Origin of the sequence: Dorea longicatena, from assembly GCF_025150085.1 — a bacterium.
GTDB classification, from domain to species: domain Bacteria; phylum Bacillota; class Clostridia; order Lachnospirales; family Lachnospiraceae; genus Dorea_A; species Dorea_A longicatena.
Map to the genome: position 1 here is coordinate 2629264 of NZ_CP102280.1, position 25733 is coordinate 2654996.

21 protein-coding genes, 3 rRNA genes and 1 pseudogene are annotated in these 25733 nt (G+C 41.6%); 2 read left to right on the forward strand and 23 right to left on the reverse strand.

The window, feature by feature from the left end; translation table 11 throughout:
- Nucleotides 1–2: 2 nt before the first annotated feature.
- The 9 genes from folE to NQ508_RS12635 all read right to left on the reverse strand — a co-directional run bounded on the left by folE (nt 3) and on the right by NQ508_RS12635 (nt 14376).
- Nucleotides 3–560 (reverse strand): GTP cyclohydrolase I FolE, encoded by a 558-nt coding sequence (gene folE / locus NQ508_RS12595; protein ID WP_006428045.1) that lies wholly within the window; start codon nt 558–560, stop codon nt 3–5.
- Nucleotides 557–1852 (reverse strand): bifunctional folylpolyglutamate synthase/dihydrofolate synthase, encoded by a 1296-nt coding sequence (locus NQ508_RS12600; protein WP_006428044.1) that lies wholly within the window; start codon nt 1850–1852, stop codon nt 557–559. The genes folE and NQ508_RS12600 overlap by 4 nt, the downstream gene beginning before the upstream one ends.
- Nucleotides 1853–2001: 149 nt before the next feature.
- Nucleotides 2002–3582 carry a glucose-6-phosphate isomerase gene (locus tag NQ508_RS12605; RefSeq protein ID WP_006428043.1) on the reverse strand — a complete coding sequence of 527 codons (1581 nt, stop codon included), beginning with the start codon at nt 3580–3582 and terminating at the stop codon, nt 2002–2004.
- A gap of 332 nt (nt 3583–3914) precedes the next feature.
- Nucleotides 3915–6807 (reverse strand): 23S ribosomal RNA (locus NQ508_RS12610).
- Between the two features lie 439 nt (nt 6808–7246).
- Nucleotides 7247–7364: ribosomal RNA gene (gene rrf, locus NQ508_RS12615) — 5S ribosomal RNA — on the reverse strand.
- Between the two features lie 70 nt (nt 7365–7434).
- Nucleotides 7435–8966 (reverse strand): 16S ribosomal RNA (locus NQ508_RS12620).
- Together the 16S, 23S and 5S rRNA genes form the textbook arrangement of a ribosomal RNA operon.
- A 625-nt stretch (nt 8967–9591) precedes the next feature.
- Nucleotides 9592–10149, reverse strand: a complete 558-nt coding sequence (locus NQ508_RS12625; protein WP_006428671.1) for a pyridoxamine 5'-phosphate oxidase family protein — start codon at nt 10147–10149, stop codon at nt 9592–9594.
- 170 nt (nt 10150–10319) lie between these two features.
- Nucleotides 10320–10841: a CinA family protein gene (locus tag NQ508_RS12630; protein ID WP_044920583.1), complete on the reverse strand. Its 522-nt coding sequence runs from the start codon at nt 10839–10841 to the stop codon at nt 10320–10322.
- A gap of 196 nt (nt 10842–11037) precedes the next feature.
- On the reverse strand, nt 11038–14376 hold the full coding sequence (locus NQ508_RS12635; protein ID WP_044920588.1) for an InlB B-repeat-containing protein: 3339 nt from the start codon (nt 14374–14376) through the stop codon (nt 11038–11040).
- Nucleotides 14377–14600: 224 nt separating this feature from the next.
- On the opposite strand from NQ508_RS12635, the gene NQ508_RS12640 reads away from it, so the two are divergent.
- Both NQ508_RS12640 and NQ508_RS12645 read left to right on the forward strand, forming a co-directional pair.
- Nucleotides 14601–15644, forward strand: a complete 1044-nt coding sequence (locus NQ508_RS12640) for an FAD:protein FMN transferase (protein WP_044920597.1) — start codon at nt 14601–14603, stop codon at nt 15642–15644.
- A gap of 349 nt (nt 15645–15993) precedes the next feature.
- Nucleotides 15994–16509, forward strand: a complete 516-nt coding sequence (locus NQ508_RS12645; protein ID WP_044920599.1) for a helix-turn-helix domain-containing protein — start codon at nt 15994–15996, stop codon at nt 16507–16509.
- A 51-nt stretch (nt 16510–16560) separates the two neighbouring features.
- On the opposite strand, the gene NQ508_RS12650 is transcribed toward NQ508_RS12645, so the two are convergent.
- The 14 genes and pseudogenes from NQ508_RS12650 to NQ508_RS12715 form a co-directional block, all read right to left on the reverse strand.
- On the reverse strand, nt 16561–16977 hold the full coding sequence (locus NQ508_RS12650; protein WP_006428680.1) for a hypothetical protein: 417 nt from the start codon (nt 16975–16977) through the stop codon (nt 16561–16563).
- A gap of 19 nt (nt 16978–16996) precedes the next feature.
- On the reverse strand, nt 16997–17212 hold the full coding sequence (locus NQ508_RS12655) for a hypothetical protein (protein ID WP_028087389.1): 216 nt from the start codon (nt 17210–17212) through the stop codon (nt 16997–16999).
- 505 nt (nt 17213–17717) lie between these two features.
- On the reverse strand, nt 17718–18260 hold the full coding sequence (gene rbr, locus NQ508_RS14305; RefSeq protein ID WP_242654806.1) for a rubrerythrin: 543 nt from the start codon (nt 18258–18260) through the stop codon (nt 17718–17720).
- An 18-nt stretch (nt 18261–18278) separates the two neighbouring features.
- Nucleotides 18279–18899: pseudogene (locus tag NQ508_RS14310) on the reverse strand (flavin reductase family protein); the annotation flags it as partial.
- Entirely contained in the window at nt 18892–19269 is a 378-nt protein-coding gene (locus NQ508_RS12670) for a Fur family transcriptional regulator (RefSeq protein ID WP_006428686.1), read from the reverse strand. The gene NQ508_RS12670 and the pseudogene NQ508_RS14310, both read right to left, overlap by 8 nt.
- 15 nt (nt 19270–19284) lie before the next feature.
- A complete protein-coding gene (gene yaaA, locus NQ508_RS12675; protein WP_006428687.1) occupies nt 19285–20034 on the reverse strand; it encodes a peroxide stress protein YaaA in 750 nt (249 codons plus the stop codon).
- The gene (bcp, locus tag NQ508_RS12680) at nt 20034–20489 is read right to left on the reverse strand and encodes a thioredoxin-dependent thiol peroxidase (protein ID WP_006428688.1); all 456 of its coding nucleotides are present in this window, start codon (nt 20487–20489) and stop codon (nt 20034–20036) included. Before bcp ends, yaaA begins: the two co-directional genes overlap by 1 nt.
- A 3-nt stretch (nt 20490–20492) precedes the next feature.
- Nucleotides 20493–20576, reverse strand: coding sequence for a DUF6219 family protein (locus NQ508_RS14315; protein ID WP_465220215.1), 84 nt, complete (start codon nt 20574–20576; stop codon nt 20493–20495).
- 128 nt (nt 20577–20704) lie between these two features.
- Nucleotides 20705–22081, reverse strand: a complete 1377-nt coding sequence (locus NQ508_RS12690) for a sensor histidine kinase (RefSeq protein WP_006428689.1) — start codon at nt 22079–22081, stop codon at nt 20705–20707.
- Nucleotides 22069–22731 carry a response regulator transcription factor gene (locus NQ508_RS12695; protein WP_006428690.1) on the reverse strand — a complete coding sequence of 221 codons (663 nt, stop codon included), beginning with the start codon at nt 22729–22731 and terminating at the stop codon, nt 22069–22071. Before NQ508_RS12695 ends, NQ508_RS12690 begins: the two co-directional genes overlap by 13 nt.
- 14 nt (nt 22732–22745) lie before the next feature.
- Nucleotides 22746–23486 (reverse strand): lantibiotic immunity ABC transporter MutG family permease subunit, encoded by a 741-nt coding sequence (locus tag NQ508_RS12700; protein WP_005330844.1) that lies wholly within the window; start codon nt 23484–23486, stop codon nt 22746–22748.
- A 1-nt stretch (nt 23487) separates the two neighbouring features.
- A complete protein-coding gene (locus NQ508_RS12705) occupies nt 23488–24219 on the reverse strand; it encodes a lantibiotic immunity ABC transporter MutE/EpiE family permease subunit (protein ID WP_004853398.1) in 732 nt (243 codons plus the stop codon).
- Complete coding sequence (locus NQ508_RS12710; protein ID WP_005609481.1) at nt 24212–24925, reverse strand: lantibiotic protection ABC transporter ATP-binding protein; 714 nt, start codon at nt 24923–24925, stop codon at nt 24212–24214. Before NQ508_RS12710 ends, NQ508_RS12705 begins: the two co-directional genes overlap by 8 nt.
- Before the next feature lie 78 nt (nt 24926–25003).
- A complete protein-coding gene (locus NQ508_RS12715) occupies nt 25004–25705 on the reverse strand; it encodes a class I SAM-dependent methyltransferase (RefSeq protein ID WP_006428691.1) in 702 nt (233 codons plus the stop codon).
- Nucleotides 25706–25733: the final 28 nt, after the last annotated feature.

The window sequence follows — 25733 nt, forward strand, 5'->3', positions numbered from 1 at the left end:
TTTTATCGTCCAAGCATCCGGAAAAATCTCTCTTCCAGTACCGGATCTGTCTCAAATACACCGCGTCTTGCAATTGTCACAGTCTGGCTTCCCGGCTTCTTGATCCCACGCATTGTCATACACATATGCTCTGCTTCGATCATAACGATAGCCCCTTCCGGCTGCATATGCTCCATCAAAGCATCAGCAATCTGTCCGGTAAGCTGTTCCTGAAGCTGCAGTCTTCTTGCGAATACCTCCACGGTACGGGCAAGTTTGCTTAATCCTACAACTTTCCCATCCGGAATATAAGCAATATGTGCTTTCCCATAAAATGGCAGAAGGTGATGCTCACATGTCGAATAGAATGTAATATCTTTCTCTATTACCATCTCATGACTGTCAACGGTAAATGTCTTAGAAAGATGTTTTCCTGCATCCTCATCCATACCTCCATATATCTCTTCATACATTCTTGCGATCCGGTCCGGTGTATCAATCAGTCCTTCCCGGTTCACATCTTCTCCCATTCCTTCCAGAAGCAGCCGCACTGCCTGTTCTATCTTCTCATGATCTATCATATTCTTTCCTTTCTCTGCGGATTCTGTACACATCCTTCCATACACCGGATTACTTCACTTAGATATGACAATGAACCACATGCGATCACCACGCGTTTCCCACTGTCTTCTGTTGCATAAGTGTACGCTTTTGCAACGGCATCTCCAATACTCTTTTCTGCGTACACGCTCAACTGTTCTGTCATACAGTCTCTTACACATTCTGCAAGCTTCTCTGCCGGCAGTGTACGTTTCTTATTCGGCAGATCTACCGTATACACCCGCTTTGCTGACGGACACAGAATCTGTACGATCTTCTCATATTCTTTATCTTTAAATACACCCATGATCAGGATAAGTTCCTCTCCCGTAAAATACCGTTCAATGGATGTCCTAAGCTTCTTCGCCGCATCTTCATTATGCGCACCATCTACGATCACAACCGGATCTTCAGACAGACAAGTAAAACGTCCCGCCCATCTCGTTGCATCAAGACCGTCCCTCACTGCTCCTTCCTCAATCTGATATCCCAGCTTCCTGAGGCTTTCAATTACTTCCAGTGCCACAGAAAGATTTTCTCTCTGGCACTCTCCTGCAATGTGATTCTGCATATGCGCATATTTTTTATATGAAAATGTAAGTCCTTTATAATCTTCTTTTTCGATACTCATCTGTTCCGGCTCTGCTTCTGTGTATATACAGTTCAGACTCTCTGCTTTCTTTCGCAGGATCAGTCTGACATTCTCTTGCTGTCTTGCTGACACTACCGTACATCCCGGTTTGATGATCCCGGATTTCGTCTGTGCGATCTCTTCCAGGGTATCTCCGATCACCCCCAGATGATCAACACTGATCGTTGCAAATACTGCGCAAACTGTATTCTTAATTACATTCGTCGCATCTGTCTCTCCGCCGAGACCGGTTTCCAATACAACCAGATCACATTTTTGTTTCTTAAAATACAAAAAAGCCATCGCCGTCTCTACTTCAAACACTGTCGGAACAGGTTCTCCTTTACATACAAGCCGGTCAATTGCTTCTTTTATCTCTTCCATGATCTCTGCAAATTCTGATTCAGAGATCCATTTCCCATCTATCTGTATCTTCTCCAGATAAGAAATGACTGTCGGTGAAACATATCGCCCGGTTTTGTATCCTGCCTTACTTAATATCATTGAAGTGTATGCAAGCACAGATCCTTTTCCATTCGTTCCTGCAATATGTATGAACTTCAGATCATCCTGGGGATTCCCAAGTTCACGCAACAGACCTCGAATCGTATCTAAGCCAAGTACACTTCCGTATTTCGACATCTCGTCCAAATATACCCTCGCTTCTTTATAGGTCACGTCTTTATTTTCCTTTCATCAAAAAAATAGTGCTGTCAAACAGACATTTCTGCCTAACAGCACTATCATACCACTATTGAATCACACTAACAAGTGATTGCTTCTTTAATTTATTAGATATTCAACAGATCACTGAACACCTTCAGTGCACCCTCTGTCTCGTGTGCAAGTACACGTTTTGCAAGTACTTTACCAAGCTGTACACCTTCCTGGTCAAAGCTGTTCACATTCCATACAAATCCCTGGAACATAACTTTATTCTCAAAGTGTGCAAGAAGTGCACCGAGAGATCCCGGATTTACCTGCTCTCCGATAATGATGCTTGATGGACGTCCGCCTTCGAAATTCTTATTACGGTTCTCATCGGATTTACCACATGCAAATGCAACGATCTGGGCAGCTACATTTGCACAAAGTTTCTGCTGGCTTGTACTATCCTGGATCACAACATCTGTTTCCATCTGGCTGTTCTTGTATCCAACGAACTGTAACGGCACGATATCCGTTCCCTGATGCAGTAACTGATAGAATGAGTGCTGTCCGTTTGTTCCAGGCTCTCCGAAGATGACCGGTCCTGTAGGATAGTTAACCGGCTCACCGAAACGGTTGACAGATTTACCGTTAGATTCCATATCCAACTGCTGTAAATGTGCAGGGAAACGGCTCAGTGCCTGGGAATATGGAAGTATGGCCGTACTTGGATATCCCAATACATTTCTCTCATATACACCAATCAGTGCATCCAGCATTGCAGGGTTCTTGAATACATCTTTATTCTTAGAAAGTGCATCTTCTGCTGCAGCACCATCAAGGAACTGTGCAAATACTTCCGGTCCGAATGCCAGAGATAATACAGCGCCTCCAACTGCAGATGTAGAAGAATAACGTCCTCCGATATAGTCATCCATGAAGAATGCTGCAAGATAATCGTCACTCTTAGCCAGTGGAGATGTCTCACTTGTAACAGCGATCATGTGCTTAGAAGCATCCAGTCCCGCATTCTTCAGTGCATCTTTTACAAATGATTCATTGGTTAATGTCTCAAGTGTTGTTCCTGATTTTGATACCAGTACGAAGATAGAATGTGCAACATCGATAGAATTAAGTACAGCTGCCGCATCATCAGGGTCTACGTTACTGATGAATTTGGCTTCCATCTTGAATGTGTCATTCTTCTTAGCCCAGTTCTCAAGTGCAAGATACATTGCACGAGGTCCGAGATCACTTCCACCGATACCGATCTGTACAACCGTTGTAAATTTCTCACCGGCTCCGTTTGTGATCTCTCCTGCATGTACTTTATTTGCAAAATCTGCGATCTTAGCCTGCTGTTCTGTATAGAATGTACGCTTGTCCACTCCGTCAGCCTCTACAGCTTCTCCAAGCTGTCCACGTGTCATGTGATGAAGTACCAGACGTTTCTCTCCTGTATTGATCACTTCTCCGTTATAGAGTGCTTCGAATTTTTCTGTCAGCTGAGCTTCATCTGCTAATTTAGCAAGTGCTGCCAACACTTTATCGTCAACCTGCTTTGCAGCATAGTTATAAGTAAGTCCCTCTGCCATCGGAACGCTGTAATTCTTTACTCTTTCGGCTCCGTTTTCTCCTGCCATTGCATTTACAAGATCTACACGTTCTACGTTCTCAAGTTCTTTGAATGATGTAAGGGTATCTAAGTTGTTCCAGGTAATCATAATATTAGATTCCTCCTTAAAAAATTAAATATGTTGCTGGTCTGTGATCCAAACCGTATTCTATATAAATATTAGCATATTTTAACGATAATAACAATTCCTATGGCGCCCTTTCATTATTTGTTATTCCTGCTTCCGTAATCATAGCCATATTTTCCATATGTATGATCCGTATCATTTTCACAGACTATACTTATGTTAAATCTTGGTAAAGCTTCTTAATAAATACGCAACAAAAAAACAACCAACATATCGTTGATTGCTTCTTATCTTTCATATACCTTCAAAACTGCATACAAGAAATATTTCTTTCATCCTACCTATCACCTTGCTTGGTCATGCCCTCGACCGATTAGTATCAGTCAGCTCCATACATTACTGTACTTCCACCTCTGACCTATCTACCTCGTCGTCTTCAAGGGGTCTTACTACTTACGTAGGGATATCTCATCTTGAGGGGGGCTTCACGCTTAGATGCCTTCAGCGTTTATCCCGTCCCGGCTTGGCTACTCTGCCATGCATTTGGTATGCAACAGATACACCAGCGGCCAGTCCATCCCGGTCCTCTCGTACTAAGGACAGCTCCTCTCAAATATCCTACGCCCACGCCGGATAGGGACCGAACTGTCTCACGACGTTCTGAACCCAGCTCGCGTACCGCTTTAATGGGCGAACAGCCCAACCCTTGGGACCTACTTCAGCCCCAGGATGCGATGAGCCGACATCGAGGTGCCAAACCACTCCGTCGATGTGAACTCTTGGGAGTGATAAGCCTGTTATCCCCAGGGTAGCTTTTATCCGTTGAGCGATGGCAATCCCACTTTATACCACCGGATCACTAAGTCCTACTTTCGTACCTGCTCCACCCGTCGGTGTCGCAGTCAAGCTCCCTTCTGCCTTTGCACTCTTCGAATGGTTTCCGTCCATTCTGAGGGAACCTTTGAGCGCCTCCGATACCCTTTCGGAGGCGACCGCCCCAGTCAAACTCCCCACCTGACATTGTCCCCCGACCAGTTCATGGTCGCTGGTTAGAAATCCAATACTGCAAGGGTGGTATCCCAACAGCGGCTCCGTGACAACTGGCGTTATCACTTCCTAGCCTCCCACCTATCCTGTACATGCAATACCGAATCCCAGTATCAAGCTGGAGTAAAGCTCCATGGGGTCTTTCCGTCCTGGCGCAGGTAACCAGCATCTTCACTGGTATTTCAATTTCACCGGGTGCATTGTTGAGACAGTGCCCAAATCATTACGCCTTTCGTGCGGGTCGGAACTTACCCGACAAGGAATTTCGCTACCTTAGGACCGTTATAGTTACGGCCGCCGTTTACTGGGGCTTAAATTCAAAGCTTCGCGTTACCGCTAACCTCTCCTCTTAACCTTCCAGCACCGGGCAGGCGTCAGCCCATATACTTCACCTTACGGTTTTGCATAGACCTGTGTTTTTGCTAAACAGTTGCTTGGGCCAATTCTCTGCGGCCAGCTCTCGCTGGCACTCCTTCTCCCGAAGTTACGGAGTCATTTTGCCGAGTTCCTTAACAATGCTTCTCCCGTCGGCCTTAGGATTCTCTCCTCATCCACCTGTGTCGGTTTACGGTACGGGCTTAAGTAAAACAATAGCGGCTTTTCTTGACGCATGGCTCACACACTTCCCTACTCTTAATTCGGTCCGCATCACGTCTTCGGATTGTACAGCGGATTTGCCTACTGTACTCCTACCCCGCTTGCACCGGCTTTTCCATTTCCGGCTTGTGCTCTCCACACGTGTCCCCACAGTTCTGTTTACTTAAGGTACAGGAATTTCAACCTGTTGTCCATCGGTTACGTCTTTCGACCTGGCCTTAGGCCCCGACTTACCCAGAGCAGATCAGCTTTACTCTGGAAACCTTAGATATTCGGCCGGAAGGATTCTCACCTTCCTCTCGCTACTCATTCCGGCATTCTCTCTTCTATACAGTCCACAGCTCCTTATCGGTACTGCTTCGTCCCGTATACAATGCTCCTCTACCAATGTACTAGGTACATTCCTGAGCTTCGGCAGTGTGTTTCAGCCCCGGACATTTTCGGCGCAGGACCTCTCGACTAGTGAGCTATTACGCACTCTTTGAATGTATGGCTGCTTCTAAGCCAACATCCTAGTTGTCTTTGAAATCCCACATCCTTTTCCACTTAACACACATTTTGGGGCCTTAGCTGCAGGTCTGGGCTCTTTCCCTTTTGACTGTCCAACTTATCTCGTACAGTCTGACTCCCATACAACATCTACACGGCATTCGGAGTTTGATATTCTTCGGTAAGCTTTGACGCCCCCTAGGAAATTCAGTGCTCTACCTCCGCAAGACTTATATGAGGCTAGCCCTAAAGCTATTTCGAGGAGAACCAGCTATCTCCGGGTTCGATTGGAATTTCTCCCCTATCCACACCTCATCCCCACCCTTTTCAACGGATGTGGGTTCGGTCCTCCATTGCCTTTTACGGCAACTTCAACCTGGACATGGATAGATCACCCGGTTTCGGGTCTGCTCCGACTGACTCATTCGCCCTATTAAGACTTGGTTTCCCTTCGGCTCCACACCTTTGGTGCTTAACCTCGCCAGCCAGCGCAACTCGCCGGACCGTTCTACAAAAAGTACGCGGTTCCACATATAAAGTGGTTCCACAGCTTGTAAACATATGGTTTCAGGTTCTGTTTCACTCCCCTCCCGGGGTCCTTTTCACCGTTCCTTCACAGTACTATGCGCTATCGGTCACTAAGGAGTATTTAGCCTTACGGGGTGGTCCCCGCATGTTCAGTCAAGGTTCCACGTGTCTCGACCTACTCTGGATACCGCCATGTCAACTCATCTTTCGCTTACGGGGCTTTCACCCTCTCTGGCCGGCTTTCCCAAAACCGTTCTGCTAAATTTGTTGAATCAATTATGCGGTCCGAACCCCGGGATGCACGCACCCCGGTTTGGGCTCTTCCGTTTTCGCTCGCCGCTACTCACAGAATCACATGTTGTTTTCTCTTCCTCCGGCTACTTAGATGTTTCAGTTCACCGGGTTCCCCTCCTAACGTTATGTATTGGCGTTAGGATACTTGAGGTTTGCTCAAGTGGGTTTCCCCATTCAGAGATCTCCGGATCAAAGGATATTTGCTCCTCCCCGAAGCTTTTCGCAGCTTATCACGTCTTTCATCGGCTCTTAGTGCCAAGGCATCCACCATACGCTCTTTCTAGCATGACCAACTTGCTTTCATTCACGGGAATGAATGATCGCTACACCGATATAGCGTTATCGGCGTTGGCTTAAGGTCAATTTTATTTACGTCTGTTTTCTTCAGACAGTAATTATTACTCTGTTTATAACAATTACCTCGGATGTCTTGATTAAGATATTTAAAATCTTATCATTTCTATTTCTTATATGCAATTTTCAAGGTACATGGTGATGTATCATTCTTTCGAACTCTGCATCTTATTCAATTGACTGAATTTTTATCAGTCATTAGAAACCTGAAAGCTTACTTTCAACTCTCTAATCACTGGTAAAACCAGCTATCGCAACAGCACTGCCTTGCTGATGAGGTTGGCACCGATAAGTTGTTGCTCATCTCTTGCCTGTATCTATATGAATCTCCCGAACATTTGCAGCGGATCTGCTTCGTGTTCTTCAATTTTTTATAGCCTGGCGGCCACCTACTCTCCCGCACCGTCTCCAGTGAAGTACCATCGGCCGCTTGAGTCTTAACCATCGTGTTCGGGATGGGAACGGGTGTTACCCTCAAGCGCATCGCCACCAGAATTCATTATTAAGCTTTTGACAGCCTTAATAACTAAACAATAGATAACAACCCTTACTTTTATTCCTTAGAAAGGAGGTGATCCAGCCGCACCTTCCGATACGGCTACCTTGTTACGACTTCACCCCAGTTATCGGTCCCACCTTCGGCAGCTCCCTCCTTACGGTTGGGTCACTGACTTCGGGCGTTACTGACTCCCATGGTGTGACGGGCGGTGTGTACAAGACCCGGGAACGTATTCACCGCAGCATTCTGATCTGCGATTACTAGCGATTCCAGCTTCATGTAGTCGAGTTGCAGACTACAATCCGAACTGAGACGTTATTTTTGAGATTTGCTTACCCTCGCGAGTTCGCTTCTCTTTGTTTACGCCATTGTAGCACGTGTGTAGCCCTGGTCATAAGGGGCATGATGATTTGACGTCATCCCCACCTTCCTCCAGGTTATCCCTGGCAGTCTCTCCAGAGTGCCCAGCTTAACCTGCTGGCTACTGAAGATAGGGGTTGCGCTCGTTGCGGGACTTAACCCAACATCTCACGACACGAGCTGACGACAACCATGCACCACCTGTCACCGATGTTCCGAAGAAAAACTTCCATTACGAAGCGGTCATCGGGATGTCAAGATCAGGTAAGGTTCTTCGCGTTGCTTCGAATTAAACCACATGCTCCACCGCTTGTGCGGGTCCCCGTCAATTCCTTTGAGTTTCATTCTTGCGAACGTACTCCCCAGGTGGACTGCTTATTGCGTTAGCTGCGGCACCGAATGGCTTTGCCACCCGACACCTAGCAGTCATCGTTTACGGCGTGGACTACCAGGGTATCTAATCCTGTTTGCTCCCCACGCTTTCGAGCCTCAACGTCAGTCATCGTCCAGCAAGCCGCCTTCGCCACTGGTGTTCCTCCTAATATCTACGCATTTCACCGCTACACTAGGAATTCCACTTGCCTCTCCGACACTCTAGCTCAGCAGTTCCAAATGCAGTCCCGGGGTTGAGCCCCGGGCTTTCACATCTGGCTTGCCGTGCCGTCTACGCTCCCTTTACACCCAGTAAATCCGGATAACGCTTGCCCCCTACGTATTACCGCGGCTGCTGGCACGTAGTTAGCCGGGGCTTCTTAGTCAGGTACCGTCATTTTCTTCCCTGCTGATAGAAGTTTACATACCGAAATACTTCATCCTTCACGCGGCGTCGCTGCATCAGAGTTTCCTCCATTGTGCAATATTCCCCACTGCTGCCTCCCGTAGGAGTCTGGGCCGTGTCTCAGTCCCAATGTGGCCGGTCACCCTCTCAGGTCGGCTACTGATCGTCGGCTTGGTAGGCCGTTACCCCACCAACTACCTAATCAGACGCGGGTCCATCTCATACCACCGGAGTTTTTACCACTGTACCATGCGGTACCGTGGTCTTATGCGGTATTAGCAGTCATTTCTAACTGTTATCCCCCTGTATGAGGCAGGTTACCCACGCGTTACTCACCCGTCCGCCGCTCAGTCACAAAGGAAATCATCCGAAGAATCTTTCCAAAGCGCTTCGCTCGACTTGCATGTGTTAAGCACGCCGCCAGCGTTCATCCTGAGCCAGGATCAAACTCTCGTTAAAAATCTTTAATTCCGATTTGACTCGGACTTAAAATCAAGTTCGTTCCAGTTCAAGAAAACTACTAGCTTTCTTATCCCCTTTACTGTTTTAAGGTTCGACATTAAATGTCTGTTCTGAATAATTCTCTTTAGAATTTTCAGGGTTGTTGTCTATTGTTTAATTATCAAGGTTCTTTGTCTTTGCTGTTTGAAACAGCTTATTTAGATTATCATATTCATTGACGTTTGTCAAGAACTTTTTTTAATCTTTTTTCGATCAGCTTTTCAGCTGTTCGACTGCTATCCTTTCGTCAAACATTCGTTTGTCTCAAGCGACAGCTTATTAAGAATATCATAATCAGTTGTGTTTGTCAACTGTTATTTTATTCTTTTTTTCAGGAGCAATTCCTGAAGATTTCTGATTACCATTCAGCATTACCTGCTGTTTTCCAATCAGTTAGCGCCGTCTTCTGCTTCGACTCTGTTACCTCACGGCCTTGTCTAACGCGACAGCTAGATTAATATACCACAAGGGGGTTTGAATTGTCAAGATTGTTTTTATATTTTCTGCAATTCAGACAATTTAGACAATTTGAATCCTATTCACGGTTCTTCTGCAGACATTTTCACAATAACTATTGGGTTCTCTATGTGTCTATTCTATATTTGTTATCTCTATGTAATGACCGCTCTCTAAATACATCTACACGCTGCCGGCTTGCACATCCATACTTTTTGAATTCAGAATTCAGAAATTCTATTTTGGACGGTGCTACTTTTATCAGATTCATCGGCTCCGGTAATTTTCGAAGTGCTTCTATCGGTATTTTCTTATATACTGCAGCTGCAATATATTCCTCCGAGAAATAATCAACCACCTCTGCCGTTCCCGTCACCTGCATACCTTTCAGTTTTCCGAAACCTTCATACTTATCATAGATTGCAAGGCACACATTCTTATTCTTTTCAAGTGCTTTGAATTTCTCTCCACCTTCCGAGAACATCCAGAATGCCCCGTCATGATATGTGTACTCGATTGGTGTTACTCTGACAAATTCACCGCTTCCGGTTGCCAGTGCACAAGTGTTATTCGATTTTATGTACTGTTCGATTTCTTTCAATAATGTATCTCTGTCCATTTTTTCGTCAGATGCATCTTTAATCTTCCAGTGATTTGCTGCCCGCTCATAATCTTCATGTGTCATGATTATTCATCCTCTCTTATTTCTTTTTTATCATTTATTGATATTTACTAACACTTACTGAATATTGCTTTATCGAATACCGTTTTAACGAATCTTATCTTTAATAAACATTACTTTTTTTGTATACTTTCAAAATATAATCCTTTCTATAATATAATACCTACAAGAGATCACGAAATCCGCTTCATAAGCTCGTCATAGATTTCTTTTGCCACTGCAAGCTTATATGCCAGGCGAGTCGGCTGCGGCTCCAGTTCAATATAATACGACTGTATCTCTCCCTTTACTCCAATTGCAAAATACACCTGTCCCGGAACGGAAGCATCCGGATTGGATGGATCAATATTTCCCATTGTTCCGGTAACCCCGATTCCGATATCTGCATTGTAGGTTTCTGTGCATGCCCTGGTCATGGCCTCTGCCGTTTCCTTCGAATATACCGTATAGGTATCCAGTACTTCTGCCGGAACGCCCTGCATGATCTTCGCTTCATTACAATATGTAACAAACGCCCCCTTCAGAACTGCTGATGATCCTTCTGTATCTGTGATCAGCGAAGCAATCTGCCCCGATGTTGCAGATTCCATTGTGGTGATTGTCAGATTTTTTTCGATCAGAAGCTTTGTCAGTTTTCTGTAATCATTTCTGATGTCGGCTTCATGGTATACTTTTGAATTATTTTTATAGCTCAATTCTACGCCTCCATATTTCACACTAACTTATAAAATTTTTTCTGCCGGTTAATGTTGGTAACCAATATATAGTATAACATATTAACCCTCTGCAAAAGCTACCACCAACAGCTTTTCATGAATACTTTGGTATAACAAAAAGAAGCATCTGGATCCTACTCCAAATGCTTCCTTTTCTGCTATATGATTTATAATCTTATTTTCGTTTTCTGACTGCTACACCTGCTCCTGCGAGTACTCCACAAGAAATAACTGCAAGCGCGATCCAGAGTAATACATTTGCGTTATCACCTGTCTTTGGAACATTTTTGTTGTTCTTTGCTGCAACGTTCTTTACAACTGGTTTAACATTATTTGTATTATTGCTTACTTTTTTGTCTGTGACTTTCTTATCCCCGTTTGGATTTGAAGGGTTTGTCGGATCTGTAGATGCAGAATTATTTTTACTGATCGTAAATACTGCTTTTCCTGTTGATCTTTCATAGTTTCCGATACCAGTTACAGTTATTGTGTAATTTCCTTCTTTTACAAATTCTGCCCCTGCGAAATCTTTTGTCTCGGCATCCTCACCATATACATAAGAAAGTGTATAATCTGTTCCTTCTTTCAGTACTTTATCTCCGTCTTTTACTGTAACTTCCGGAGTTTTGCTCTTTCCATCATATTTTGCTGAAGATGGATCTGCTACAACCGCCAGTTCTGCTGCCTTTGGCGAGATAGTAAATGTTACGTTCAGGTTCATGCCTGCGTATGTTCCAAGACCGTTAACTGTTACTGTATACGTACCTGCATTTACCGGAGTTTCTGACAATTCATTTCCTTCTGAATCTTTGTAAGTCAGTGTATAATCTGTTTCTTCTGCAAGTACTTTATCTCCTGCTTTTACAACCGGACCATTTACGGCTTTGCCGTCATAAGTCTTATCCAGTGTACCTTCTAATGAAAGAATATTTTCCACTTCTGATGTTACATATTTGTCTATCGGTGGTGTTGCGTCAATTCCTTCTTTCCAGTACAGACCGCTCAAAGCATCATCTGTTCCGTAATTATCGCTTACTTCTCCATCTTTGATATAACGATCCGATGTTATAACTCTGATGTTATCTCCGATTGCTTTTCCTGCTTCTTTGTTTTTTGCTTTACTTGCAGTAGCTCCCTGAAGGAATGCTGATGCAGTCTCAATCGTACCATTTCCGGTTACGGCATTTCCACCATTTCCCCAGAATGTCTTACCACCAATAGCTACAAGTTTTCCATTTCCGGTAATCTTTCCGCTCTTAATATCAATTGCAGTTCCACCGTCATTTTCGTTGATCATACCTTCTCCGCCGGTTGTAACCAGTATTGCCCCGTCTGCCAGGCGCAGTGTTCCATCTACGCGAAGTGCTGTCTGTCCGATTCCGTCTCCATCTTCGGCACCTTTAATAAATACCTGACCTTTGATCGTCACATTACCTGTTGCTGTTACAACCGGTTCTGATGTGTTGCGGTCTGTCAGATCCCCATTTGCCAGATAATTTGCATGAGAATAGATAGCTGCATTTTCTAATATTGCCCCATCTGCCAGACGCAGCTGTCCGCAAATAGAAGAACCTGTTGTAAATGCATTCTTATAAGCGTCATAATTCATAGAGAATGTACCGCCGCTCTGGACATCGATAATTCCCTGAACAACTGAATCTGACAATGTCAGCTTACCGCCGTTTTCTACTACAATACGTACACTGCTGAGAATTTCCATATTCGTCAATGTAAGATTACATCCATTCGGAATATAAAGTGTCTGTGGGATATCTCCACTCATCACCTTCTTCCACGGCAGATCGTATCCCAGATAGCCATATGTACCGCTCTCTTTTGAACCGAACCAGGCTTCTAACCCTGCCGGCACGCGTACGCTTTCTTCTTCACCTTCTACATTCGTTCCAAATTTGCTGATTGCCCATGGTTCCATGATATCCCATGCATACAGTCCGCTGTCATATTTCTTAAAATTCTCTTCTTTCAGACGTTCTGCAAGAGTTTCATCTCCTGAATAAACTCTGAATGGCAGTGTATTGCTGACTGCAGTTCGTCCCTGATCATCGGTAATGGATACTGAGACCAGATATGTCCCCGCATCTTTCGGTGTTCCGTTAAGTGTCAGATTACTGCTGATCGTCATATAAACACCTTTCATACCGCTGTCGCTGTCTGCAGGAGTTCCGTTTGCTGTGTCCGGAACGATATCTACTTTACATTTACTTCCGTCTAATTTAATCTTTGATAAGTTATCCAGCTCTTCCCAGTCATTGTCTGCAGGCTCTGTTCCTTTGTTCACAAGGGCGCCATACACTTTTACTGAGCTGTTCTTATTGCTGGATGATCCTCCGACACTTGCACTTGATACACCATCGTAGTTCTTCTGTCCTACAATAGCTGCCTCGAACGAACCATCAATCTTTACATGAAGATCATATGGATCTCCCTGTCCATCGTCTTCTACAAGAGACGCATTGCCATCTTTGATAACAAGTTTGAATGTCAGATCCTCGTATCCATTTGCTGTAATGGTAATGATATCACCACTTTTCAGAACCGGAATTGTCGGATTTGCACTGTACTCTCTTGCTGCACAGACTAATTTATTGCTGCTGGTATTTTTATAATACTGGCCGCCTGACGAAACGCTATAAGATTTTTCCTCCCATGAAGTTCCGTTTACTTTTACATCTGTGATCGCGCTTACATAATCTTCAGCATTTTTAAAAGTGAATTCCCAGTCACTTCCCCAAAGATCTTTGTTGATGCTAACCTGACTCACTTCAATTTTTTTATTTCCGGCTATAGCTTTCTCTTTAAATGTAGCTGATACAGTTACGTTTTCTGCCGGCATCTTAAATGTATAAATTCCTTCTGCATTCTGGACATCAACAGATTTTCCACTTACTCCTTTTACAGTGACTGCAACTACTTCATAATTTTCGTCCGGAGTTGCTGTTACGGTAACTGTGTCACCTTCTTTTATATCTTTTGCGGCACTAAGTGTTATTTTACCATTTACTGCAGGTGTCACGTCAACAGTATATGTCTTATTGGTTGTCTCCCCAGAATTTGAAACTACTTCCGCTTTATAAGTATCTGTATAATTTACTGTTTCTTTGGTAATTTTAACAGTCAGATCCTTGTATCCGTCTGCCGAAACCTTAACTGTCCATAATTTTCCATCCGGAACTGCCAGTTTCAATGCTTTGTAACTTCCATATGCACCCGTAGCACTGCCAACTTCCCAAATATTTGTATCACTCGAGAAACTGTTGATCGTACTTTTCTTGCATTCTTTATCATTTACAATTACTTTATTAATATTATCCATCCAGGTTGTATCTTCAAACTCCAGATTTAAAACTGTTGTCCAAAGACCACTGGCCGTAACGCTCTTTACTTCTGTCGGTGCCTCTTTTGTCCCCGCTGCCATCGCAGGCGTAACTGCTGTAGAAATAATAACCAGCATGGACAGAATAAAAGATATTACTTTTTTTACATTCTTTTTCATATTTTCCTCCTCGTTAGTATTTTTACATTCTTTTTCCATTCTCACTACCATCTCAATAACAATTAGATATTGAACCCCCGCTCCTTTCATGGTATATTAAATGATAGTTTTGTTAGGCAAATCTAACCTAGGTAGCACAATGCTACCAATATTTTCCTGCCATGTCAATCCAAACTAACACTGTTGAAAATTTTTCACCAATTATAGTCTGAGGAGATTTTGTTATGAAGAAAATTTTATCAATAATACTGATCACTGCCTGTCTGGCGTGTGGATGTTCCAGTGCTTCCGGCACCGGAAAAAACACCTCAAAAAGTACAGCCAGCGAACCGGAACGCATTGATTTTTTTGCTATGGATACTACCATCAAATTCAGCGCATATGGGGATAAAAAAGTACTAAAAGGTGCAAAGAAAGTACTGACGGATCTTGAAAAGAAAGTATCCGTCACAGATTCCGGAAGTGAGATATATCATATCAATCAGAACGGTTCCGGAACCCTTACCGGCGATGTCTCTGACTTAATGCAGAAGGCACTTCAAATGTGTACCCAGACAGACGGTGCACTCGACATCTCTATCTACCCGATCGTCAAGGCATGGGGATTTACCACCGGTGACTACCAGGTACCGGATGAATCCACGATCCAGTCATTACTTCCTATGGTAGATTACACTAAGGTGGAATTTGATAAGACAACCAGCAACGTAACCATTCCTTCCGGAATGACCATCGACCTCGGAAGCATTGCCAAAGGATATGCCGGTCAGCAATCTGCCCAGTATCTTCGCGATAACGGTGTCAAATCCGCACTCTTAAACCTTGGAGGAAATGTACAGACAATCGGTTCCAAGCCCGACGGTTCTCCATGGAAAGTCGGAATCAAGGATCCGAATGGCGATACGCCTATGATGGTTCTTTCTATCACAGACCAGGCCGTCATTACCTCCGGCGGATATGAACGCTACTTTGAGCAGGATGGGCACACCTACTGGCACATCATGGATCCGGCAACCGGACATCCGGCAGACAGCGGCCTTTGTTCCGTGACAATTGTCGGCGATGATGGCGGAACCTGCGATGCGTTATCCACTTCATTATTTGTTATGGGTCTTGAAAAAGCGGCCGATTTCTGGGGAAAGAGTAATGATTTTGAAGCGGTCTTCGTAACGGATTCCGGTGAAGTCTATATCACAGAAGGCCTGAAAGATAAATTTGCACTAACAGATGATCATGCCGATACAACTGTTAAAGTTATCAGCCGTTAACAAAGAAGGCAGTGAATCAGTTTTGATTCACTGCCTTTTCTATATCGCCATGCGTTCGGAAGAAGCTGCCGGTGGCAGGCTCTGTAGATCAATATCTCATAAATCCATTCTTCCGAATCTGCTCTATGTTATTATCATGCCTTATGTTTCGCAGCCTTCTTTTATCTGCTTCTGTATCATATGTGCTGTTGCCTTGCCACAAAAGCATATAACTTGCTCCTTCCTGTTATCTCTTGTTGTTTCTTGCTGCTTCAAGTATAATGAAATTCATAAAGGAAATAGACGTACAGCATGTGGACTTACCACCCGATAATCCTCATGTTTTGCGATATACAGGGAGGTTATTCTCATGGGGAAACAATCTACAAGAGAAAATAAGACAATTTATCAGATTTGCCGGGAAGAAGCCGGTCTTACCAGATCAGAAGCCAGCGAAAAAATGACTGCTGTTTCTGATTCTAAAATTGAAAAATTTGAATATGAAATGCAGGAACCTACACCTTACGATATTATCCAGATGGCCGATGCTTACGGGCGACCAGATCTCTGCAATTATTACTGCTCTCATAAATGCGAAATCGGTCATCGTTATGTCCCGGAAGTCGAAGTTTCTGACTTATCCAATATAATCCTGGAAACCATTGCCAGTCTGAATGAGATTAATCCTCTTACCACACGTCTGATCCAGATTGCCCGTGACGGTAAGATCAGCGATGATGAGATCAAGGATTTTGCTTTTATCAGTAACAAACTGGATGAAATTTCTCTGGCAATAGATTCTCTGAATCTCTGGGTTGATAAAACAGCCGGAGAGCAGGGACTAAACATCGAATTGCTCAGAGAAGAAAAAAAGAAACAGAAATAAGTATGAAAAAACAAGGCAGCGAACCTATTTATGGTCCACTGCCTCTTTCCTTTACATATGCTGTAACTGGTTTATGATGTATTCCGTTCTGCGGATGGCTTCTTCCACCTGATGTCTGGCATTATTGATTCGATCCTGCACCATCCAATCCACAACAAATTCATCAAAAAAATAATCTGCAAAGGATAAGAAGTCTCCAGTATTGATCTTCAGATTACAAGCCATGTTCACATCATTTAATTCCCTACTGAAATTACGAAGATCATATTTCGCCTGTTCCATATTTTGTCTGGCCTGATCCATCTTGGAGTGTTTCAACATCGTAGAAAAGAATCCACCGCCAAACATATCTACCAAGCCCCAATTTTTTGCACTGTTCAGGTTTTCTTCTGCTGTTCGAAGACTACTTAACGCACGTTGTCCTGCTTCAATCGCTTCTCGTTTCTCTTTTTCTATATCATATCCCATAATTTCTTCCCTCCTATTTTTATGAGTTAGACGATATAAGTGCAATGATTCCGCCGATAATCAACAATGGAAATGCAATATAAATCAGTCCGCCAACAACCATTCCTATCAAAATCACCGGGAAAAATACAACTGTACAGAGCAGCTTTAAGATTCCCCAGGATGCTTTTACACCAAATATAAAAAATTTTCCAATAAACCAGATCATGCATATAGCAAATAGTAACGATAACATATTCTACTCCTTCTGACTTCTGTTATGATTTGAATCATTCATTTTTTTGATTGTTTACTTGATATAAACTCAGATGTATTTCTCACACCAATTTTACTACTGAATTCTGGATTCTTCTCTATTTTTTCAATCATCCGAATTAACCTTATTTTCTGTGCTGTATCCATCTGCTCACCTCATTCTAACAGTTCTGCCTTTTGATATTGTCAGTATAACCGGACAACTTTTCAAAATATATACCTAATACAAAGAATTGAACATATGTAATTCTCAATTTTCGAGGAATCTTAAGAAAGACCCAGAGGAAATTCCCTGAGCCTTTTGGTTATATAGCAGTATTTTTTTCAAATAGAATCAAACCATTTCGCAAAATCTAAAACAATCCATATTTTCCTCTCATATCTGAAATCACATCATCTGCGGTTCTGATTTCTTGTGCAACCCCACCTATCATTACCGCTTTTTTTGAATTAATCACTTTCTTCTTCGTAATAATCTCATCTCCTTAATAATTCTCTTCATGTACTTCAAAATAGCTCTGTGGATGATTACATACCGGACATACTTCAGGCGCCTTAGTTCCTACCACAATATGTCCGCAGTTACGGCATTCCCATACCTTAACTTCGCTCTTTTCAAATACCTGTGCAGTTTCAATATTCTTAAGAAGTGCACGATATCTTTCCTCATGGTGCTTCTCAATCTCACCTACTGCCCTGAATTTTTCTGCAAGCTCAGGGAATCCTTCTTCCTCAGCTGTTTTAGCAAAGCCATCATACATATCTGTCCACTCATAATTTTCGCCTTCTGCCGCTGCCGCCAGGTTTTCCTTTGTATCACCAATTCCTGCTAATTCCTTGAACCACATCTTTGCATGTTCTTTCTCATTATCTGCAGTCTTTAAAAACAATGCTGACATCTGCTCGTAACCTTCCTTTTTCGCTACAGAAGCAAAATAGGTATACTTATTTCTTGCCTGTGATTCCCCTGCAAATGCCTCCTGTAAATTCTTCTCTGTCTGTGTTCCTGCATATTTGTTTGCTGCCATCTCTTTTACCTCCGTTTTCTTTACTACTTTTTCAAAATCTGATGCCGGGTGCTTGCACAAAGGACATATAAAGTCATCTGGTAATTCCTCTCCTACATATTCATATCCGCAAATTCTGCAACGCCATATTGTCTGACTGTCCTCTGTTTTTCCAACCTCCTGTGGCTTAGGCTTAATATTATTCTGATAATAATCATATGTTACTGAAGGAACATTGCTTAAAACTTCCATATCGGTTATCTCACCGATAAACATCGTATGTGAACCCAAGTCCTCTGTTTTAGTAACTGTCACGGAAATGTATGCATTTGTACCTTCTGTAATATAATAAATACCATTTGTGCCCCTGGCACACTGCTCAAATGCTTCAAACTTATTGGTATCTCTTCCTGATTGGAAGCCAAAATGTTTGAACAATTCAAATTGTGCCTTCTGACTTAAGACTGATACAGTAAATTTTCCAGTTCTTTGAATCATATCATGCGTATAATTTGCCTTATTTACACAGATACTTAACTGGTTTGGTTCCGAAGCTGCCTGAATGGCTGTATTAATGATGCATCCGTTATCTTTTTCTGCTTCTTTAGCGGTCAATATAAACAGTCCATAACTCAACTTATACATTGCTTTCCTATCCATGCTGTTCCTCCTTTACTTTCTCCCTGCATTTCGGGCAAATGCCTTTAAATGAAATATCATAATCCACAAATTCAATTCCATGAGTGTTATGAATTCTTTCCAGCAAATCCGGTATTTGATCCATATCCACATCAAAAATTTCACCGCACTTTATACATCTTACATGGTAATGATTTTTCAATGTAAAATCAAATCTGTTCGATCCATCCGGAACTTCAACCTTTCTTAATGCACCTTCCTCTACCAATATATCAAGATTTCTATATACAGTTCCTTTTCCAATTGTTGGATATGCTTCTTTTATAAATTCATACACTTCATTTGCCGTAACATGTCTTCTCATTATTATAAAAGATGCCAAACTGAGCATCTTTTACCTGAATAGCTATTTTATTTTGCGTTCAAATACATATTCTGAATCTGAAGATAAATCAGACCTAAACGAATATCCGAGTCTGTCAAATTTCTGAATCTCCACCGGATTTTCAATATTATTTTCCGCTATGAATCTGACCATTTCACCACGAGCCATCTTGGCATATGTACCTTTTGTTACCAATTTATCTCCGGATAACTCACAAAATACAATCGTAATATATCTGTCCTGTGGTGTCAGATACTTTTCTATACATTTTGAGTATTCTTTTGATGCAAGATTAATGATAATCCTACTGTCATCGATTACTGAGCGGTATAACAATTCTCCCCAGTACTCATACAGATTTTTTGCATCTCCAATTCCAACCTTTGCCTGCATTTCAAGACGATAAGAAGTCACACCATCCATTGGTTTTAAAATGCCATAAAACGCAGACAAGATTCTTAAATGATTTTGCAAATACTCAAACTGCTGGATTTCAAACACAGATGGTGCCATATATTGAAATGCAATCCCTTCATATGCTAAAACAGCCGGAGTAAGCCTGTTATAAAGATCCATATTTTCCAATCTGTTAAAGTTCTGCTCTGCAATCTTGTCATTACATTTCCATATAGCTTTCAGTTCTTCTTTTGATTTGCTTTTCATCCAGTTTAATACTTCTGCTGTCTTATCAATATAGACAGGCAGCTCAACCGGTGCTAAGTTATCGGTATCTACAATCATCTTTTTTGCAGGTGATAAAATAATCTTCATTATGCCAATTCCTCAAGCATATTTTCAGGATCATCTGCCGCCTTGACTTTATCATTTGCCTTTATAATGATTCCCTGCTCATCAATAAGATATGTAGTTCTTACTACACCCATAGATACTTTTCCATAATTTTTCTTTTCTTTCCAGACATCATATGCTTCAATAACTTTACGCTCCGGATCTGCTAATAGCGTAAATGCCAGTCCGTATTTTTCTTCAAATCTCTTGTGAGACGCTACAGAGTCCTTGCTTACTCCGAGAATAACAGCTCCCTTCTCAGTAAACTGTGGATAACGCTCAGAAAAACCACTTGCCTGCTTCGTACATCCTGGTGTATTATCCTTTGGATAAAAATATAAAATTATTTTTTTACCTAAATAATCACTTAATTTATGCACTTCTCCGTTCTGATCCGGCAATTCAAAATCCGGTGCTTTTATTCCTAACTCTAACATTTACTATTCCTCCGCTTTTGTATTTTCCACCTGTTTTCTTGTTCTTTTATTACCTGAAATCATTTTATGTCCCGTATACATAGACATGAATAATTCTGTATGCCTCCTTCTTCCATGAGATTACAGCAAACGTAGTAGTAATGTCTATCAAAAGGCTTTTACATATTAGATAAAAGCATGTAAAATTTCTTTTACATAGCTTAATTGCGGTCTATTTAGCTTGTTTCTTGACTACTCAGGAAAAATATTTCTACCCTCGCCCCACCTGTATTTTCAGAATTTGAAAGTTTAATACCTCCACCATATTTTTCAGCCACAGTTTTTGCAAAAAATAGTCCCATCCCATAATGGGCTTCGCCATTTCTACTTGTGTCATCCATAAAAAACTGCTCTGTGCCATACAATAATGCTTCTTTTGTAAATCCTGATCCGCTATCCTCCACAATGAATGTCAGCCGGTCATCCTGCTCCTTTGCGTCAATATAAATGATTCCATTTTCTTTTGTATGCTCCACTGCATTCTGAATCACATTCATTACGGCCCGGAACATTGGATCATAAGCAATCGTTACCTTTTTATCACTTTGTTCCGCCTTCCAATCTATCTTCTGGTGATAGATTTCTACCAGTCCGAGTGCATGTTCCTTTATATCTGCGAAAAAATCTTCTAACCTCACCGTTGTATAGGTAACATCACTGCAATTCCATGATTTTGTGACATCTATCAACTGTTTTACATAACTTTGTATCTGTGTTGTGCCGTTCAAAACATAAGTGATATTTTTCTTCTGTTCTGTGGTCAGTTCAGTCTCTGAAAGTAGTTCTGCATTTCCCCGTACAATCGTAAGAGGTGTTTTAATATCATGCGCCAAAGCAGACATCTGCTGTTTCTTTTCCTGCTCTGTTTTCCACTGCTTTTCTAAAGATTCTCGCAATGCATCTCGCATATCATCGATTGCCGATAAACAGTCATCAAACTCTTTGATACCGGAACAGGATGTCTCATATTCCAGATTTTGATCCTTTATTTGTCCGATTGCGTCTAATACAGGCTGCATCTGCTTTTTGATTCTTTTTCCAAAACGTATGGACGGAATGATGATAATCGCTACCGCTCCAATCACAGACATAATAATCATCACATTCTGTGGTCCTATAAAATGCTCCCTCAAAAAAGCTGAATGATATTGAGGTGTCAGGCGATATTGCAATACAACATATTCATTTTCCCTTACAATTACTTTATAAAAATATTTCCCGGATGCGTTTCCATACTTTGCAACATTCCATGCTATCTGTTCGTATTGTTCTGACAGATCTCCACCTATTTTCTCTCCATTCTCTGAAAAGATTACATAATCACAAAGTGCGGGAATCATCTCAGCAGTCACTTTATCTGCACGTAGAATCGTATCATATGCTTCATTAATCTTTTGCTCTGCATAATTTGCCGGATAAATACAGCCCACACTAATCAAAAGGTACAGCAGCAGATAAGCAACAATCACCAAACCAACTAATGATCCAAGCATGACCAGTACATATCTCATAAAAATCCTGCTGAGTGCATTGCTTCTCTTTACTCTTCCCATTTATATCCAATCCCCCAGACTGTTTTTATCGGTGTATAATCATAATCCGCAAATTTTGCTCTTATATTTTTGATATGCGTGATTATAGTACTGTCATTACTCTCATTGTCAAAGCCAAAGACCGCTTCCAATATCTGTTCCTTCGAGAAAACCTGTCCTCTGTTTTTAGCCAGAAATTCACAGATTTCGTACTCCGCTTTCGTAAGAAGAAGTTCCTTATCATCAACCAATAGTTTCTTTTGAGATATTTGAATACAGACCCTCCCCAAAACCATCCGGACAGAATGTTCCCTGTGCTCTCTTCTAAGATGTGCATTGATCCTTGCCCGAAGTTCCATCACTCCAAATGGCTTTGAAATATAATCATCTGCTCCTAAAGAAAGTCCGTTTACCAGACTGTTTTCCTCCGTTTTTGCCGTAAGAAACAAAATCGGACAATCCACAAGTATCCTAATTCTTTTGCATAATTCGAAGCCATCAATTCCAGGCATCATAATGTCCAGTAAAATCAGGTCATAACGATGTAATTCTTCCATATTAATTTTTAGTGGATTACTTACTTTGGTAACCAGATGTCCATCCTTATTCAAAATGCTTTCTATCATTTCCAAAATTGCCGGTTCATCATCAACTGCCAGTATTTTTGCCATAGTTTCCCTCGATTCTATTCCGATATTCTGTTTCCTTCCCAGTGGTTTACCCACCAAAAATAGTATACCATACTAATCCCTGTAAATATTAAGCAACCTGGTATGAATGACAACCATTCACCTACACTAGTTTCTCCCAATACAGATTGCAGATAAGTATATGGTACTCTACCCGTCCAGCAGACAAATACATATTTCCACACATAATCTCCAAGTCCGGTAAGCATCAATGCACTAATTAGTCCTGATATAATCCCTGCTCCAATGGATACCCCTTTTCCAAACTGAAAAGCCAGAATCAGCTGCCACAGATAAAGTGGAACACTGCTTCCCCACAGCAGCAATGCTGCAAATATACATCCTTTCATGATTTCGATATCGCTTGATGCGATTCTTCCAAATCCAATTCCGAATATGATTGCTGTCAATAGGATAGAGCACAGACACAAAACCAGTAGCATCAACAGTTTCGATAAAAATGCTGCAGGTTTATCCGGTAAAGACAACAGATTTTGAAAATCACCTGCATTTTGTTCCTGTTCCATCACACTTGCTGTAAAAATTCCAATAAGTACCGGAAGTCCTGCTCCTATTGCCTGATAAAATGCAATCACTTTCATATTTTCATTCCATGGTGAAAAAAAGTAATATATTAAAAATATAACGCTGGTTATAATCGGAATCAGTAAGTGTGCCAGAATCACAGATGTTCCTTTCATCTTTCGCAAGTCTGCATTAAGAGATCTTCCAATCATCTTATTTCACCTCTCTTCTCTCAAACCATTTCAAAAACAGAACCGTTACAAAAACAAACCAGATGATTGAGAGACACATTCCCGGAACAATGACTCCCGTATCCAAAAGAGGATTCCCTGCTTCTGCGGCAAGTCCATTTGGTAAAACATGAAGCAACGGGCACATCATTCGCATAGGGATTGCAGAAACAAGTACATACCAGATTCTGGTTTGTGATATTACCACACCGCTGACGGTAATAAATAGGCAGACGAACAGGTTTACAATCATTCCAAATCGTTCACTTAAAAATAAAGCTACCGGAATCTCCCATAACTCAGAAACCGTCAGAAACAATACTGCAATCAACGCTCCTCCAACTGGAACATGTGTCGTTAGAAGAAAGCCTCCAAGCGTTGCTCCTGCAAACACAATCACATTAGAAAACAAAATCATGTACCCAATATAAATAATTTTCCCCAGCAACAATTTTCTTCTGTCTGTGGGAATAGTCATTAAATGATAGTATTTTATCTTTTTCTCCTGCGCCACAGAAAGATAACAAAATAGAGCAATCATCCCCGGCAGCAAAAGTGTATACCACCAGTTCCAAACACTTTCTGCATAAGCATTTGTCATCCCAAGAGTAAATATAAATGCCATGACAAATGTAAGAAGAGGAAATCCCCAGATAAACTTTTTTCGCATGGTTCTTTTGGCTTTTTGATGTTCTGCTTTTATAATATTAACCATGGATTTCACCTGCTTTCTGGTTTTTTCTTACCACATTCATAAACAAATCTTCAAGATTATCTCCCTGCTTTAATGCTCCTTCGTATCCTAAGATTCCACCTGAAATAATCCCGACTTTATCTGCAAGTAACTGTACCTCTGAGAGAATATGACTGGAGAGAATTACAGTGATTCCCTGTTCCGGAAAAGACCGGATCAGCTCTCGTAATTCCTCGATGCCTATTGGATCTAATCCATTCGTAGGTTCATCCAATATCAAAAGTTCCGGTTCTCCAAGCAATGCCATTGCAATGCCTAGTCTTTGCTTCATCCCCAAAGAAAACTGTCCTGCTTTCTTCTTTCCGGTGTTTGTAAGTGATACAATCTGCAAGACCTCATCAATTCTGTTTTCATCTGTACCAAGCAATAATTGTCTTACCTTCAAATTCTCTCTGGCGGAAAGATTTTCATAAATAGGCGGATTTTCAATTAACGCTCCTATTTTTGATAAATCTTTCCTATCCAAAAGTTTTCCATCAAAGTAAATCTTTCCTGCAGTTGGTTTCATCATACCGGTCAGCATTTTCAATGTGGTAGATTTACCAGCGCCATTCGGTCCAAGCAGTCCATAAATCTGTCCCTTTTCGATATTAAGTGAAACATTATTTACCGCTTTCTGTTTTCTAAAATATTTACATAGATTTTGTGTCTGTAACATCATTTCCATCTTTACTATCCTTCCTTCTATATTTCATTTCTTACTGAAATATAACCTAACAGAAAAAAATAAAGATTTGATGAAGATTTATTCCCGTATGGAATAAACCATCAATTGAATATCATTATCAGAACTCGGCTTTCCACTGAAATCAGCAAAGCTGTTACAAATACGAAGTCCTAATTTACAGAATATCTCCGTGATTTCATCCAAACTATATAACCTTATAGGATTTCCTTCTTTCATTTCAGGCTTATAAAGTGCTTCTCCATACATATAGTCTACCTGCCCATATATCAGCGTTTTTCTATCCTTCTCCCATTCAAAAGCAGATAATGTAAGTCCCTTTTCTCCTGCATCCCATAACTTGCAAGGGAAATGTGTTTGGGCATAGCTTCCATTCATGATACCCATAAAGTGCTTTCCACCATTTTTTAATGCTTTCGCAATGACAGAAAAAATCTTATGATTTTCCCCATCGTCTTCAAGATATCCTATTGCTCCATCCGCCATATTCAGCACAACATCAAATTCCTCATCAAATGTGATCGTGCGAATGTCCTGACAAATGAACTTTGCATTCAAATTTTCTTTTTTTTCCTGCTCGTTTGCATAATCTATGTACGCCGGTGTAATATCAATACCGGTAACATCATACCCACGTCTGGCAAACTCCAGTGAGTGCCGACCAAATCCACATGCAAGATCAAGTATCTTTTCCGTTCCTTTTAAATGTAACTGCTTGATTAGAAAATCTACTTGTCTGTTGGCGTCTTCTACCCATGACATATTCTGAATATCCAGCGTTCAATTTTTC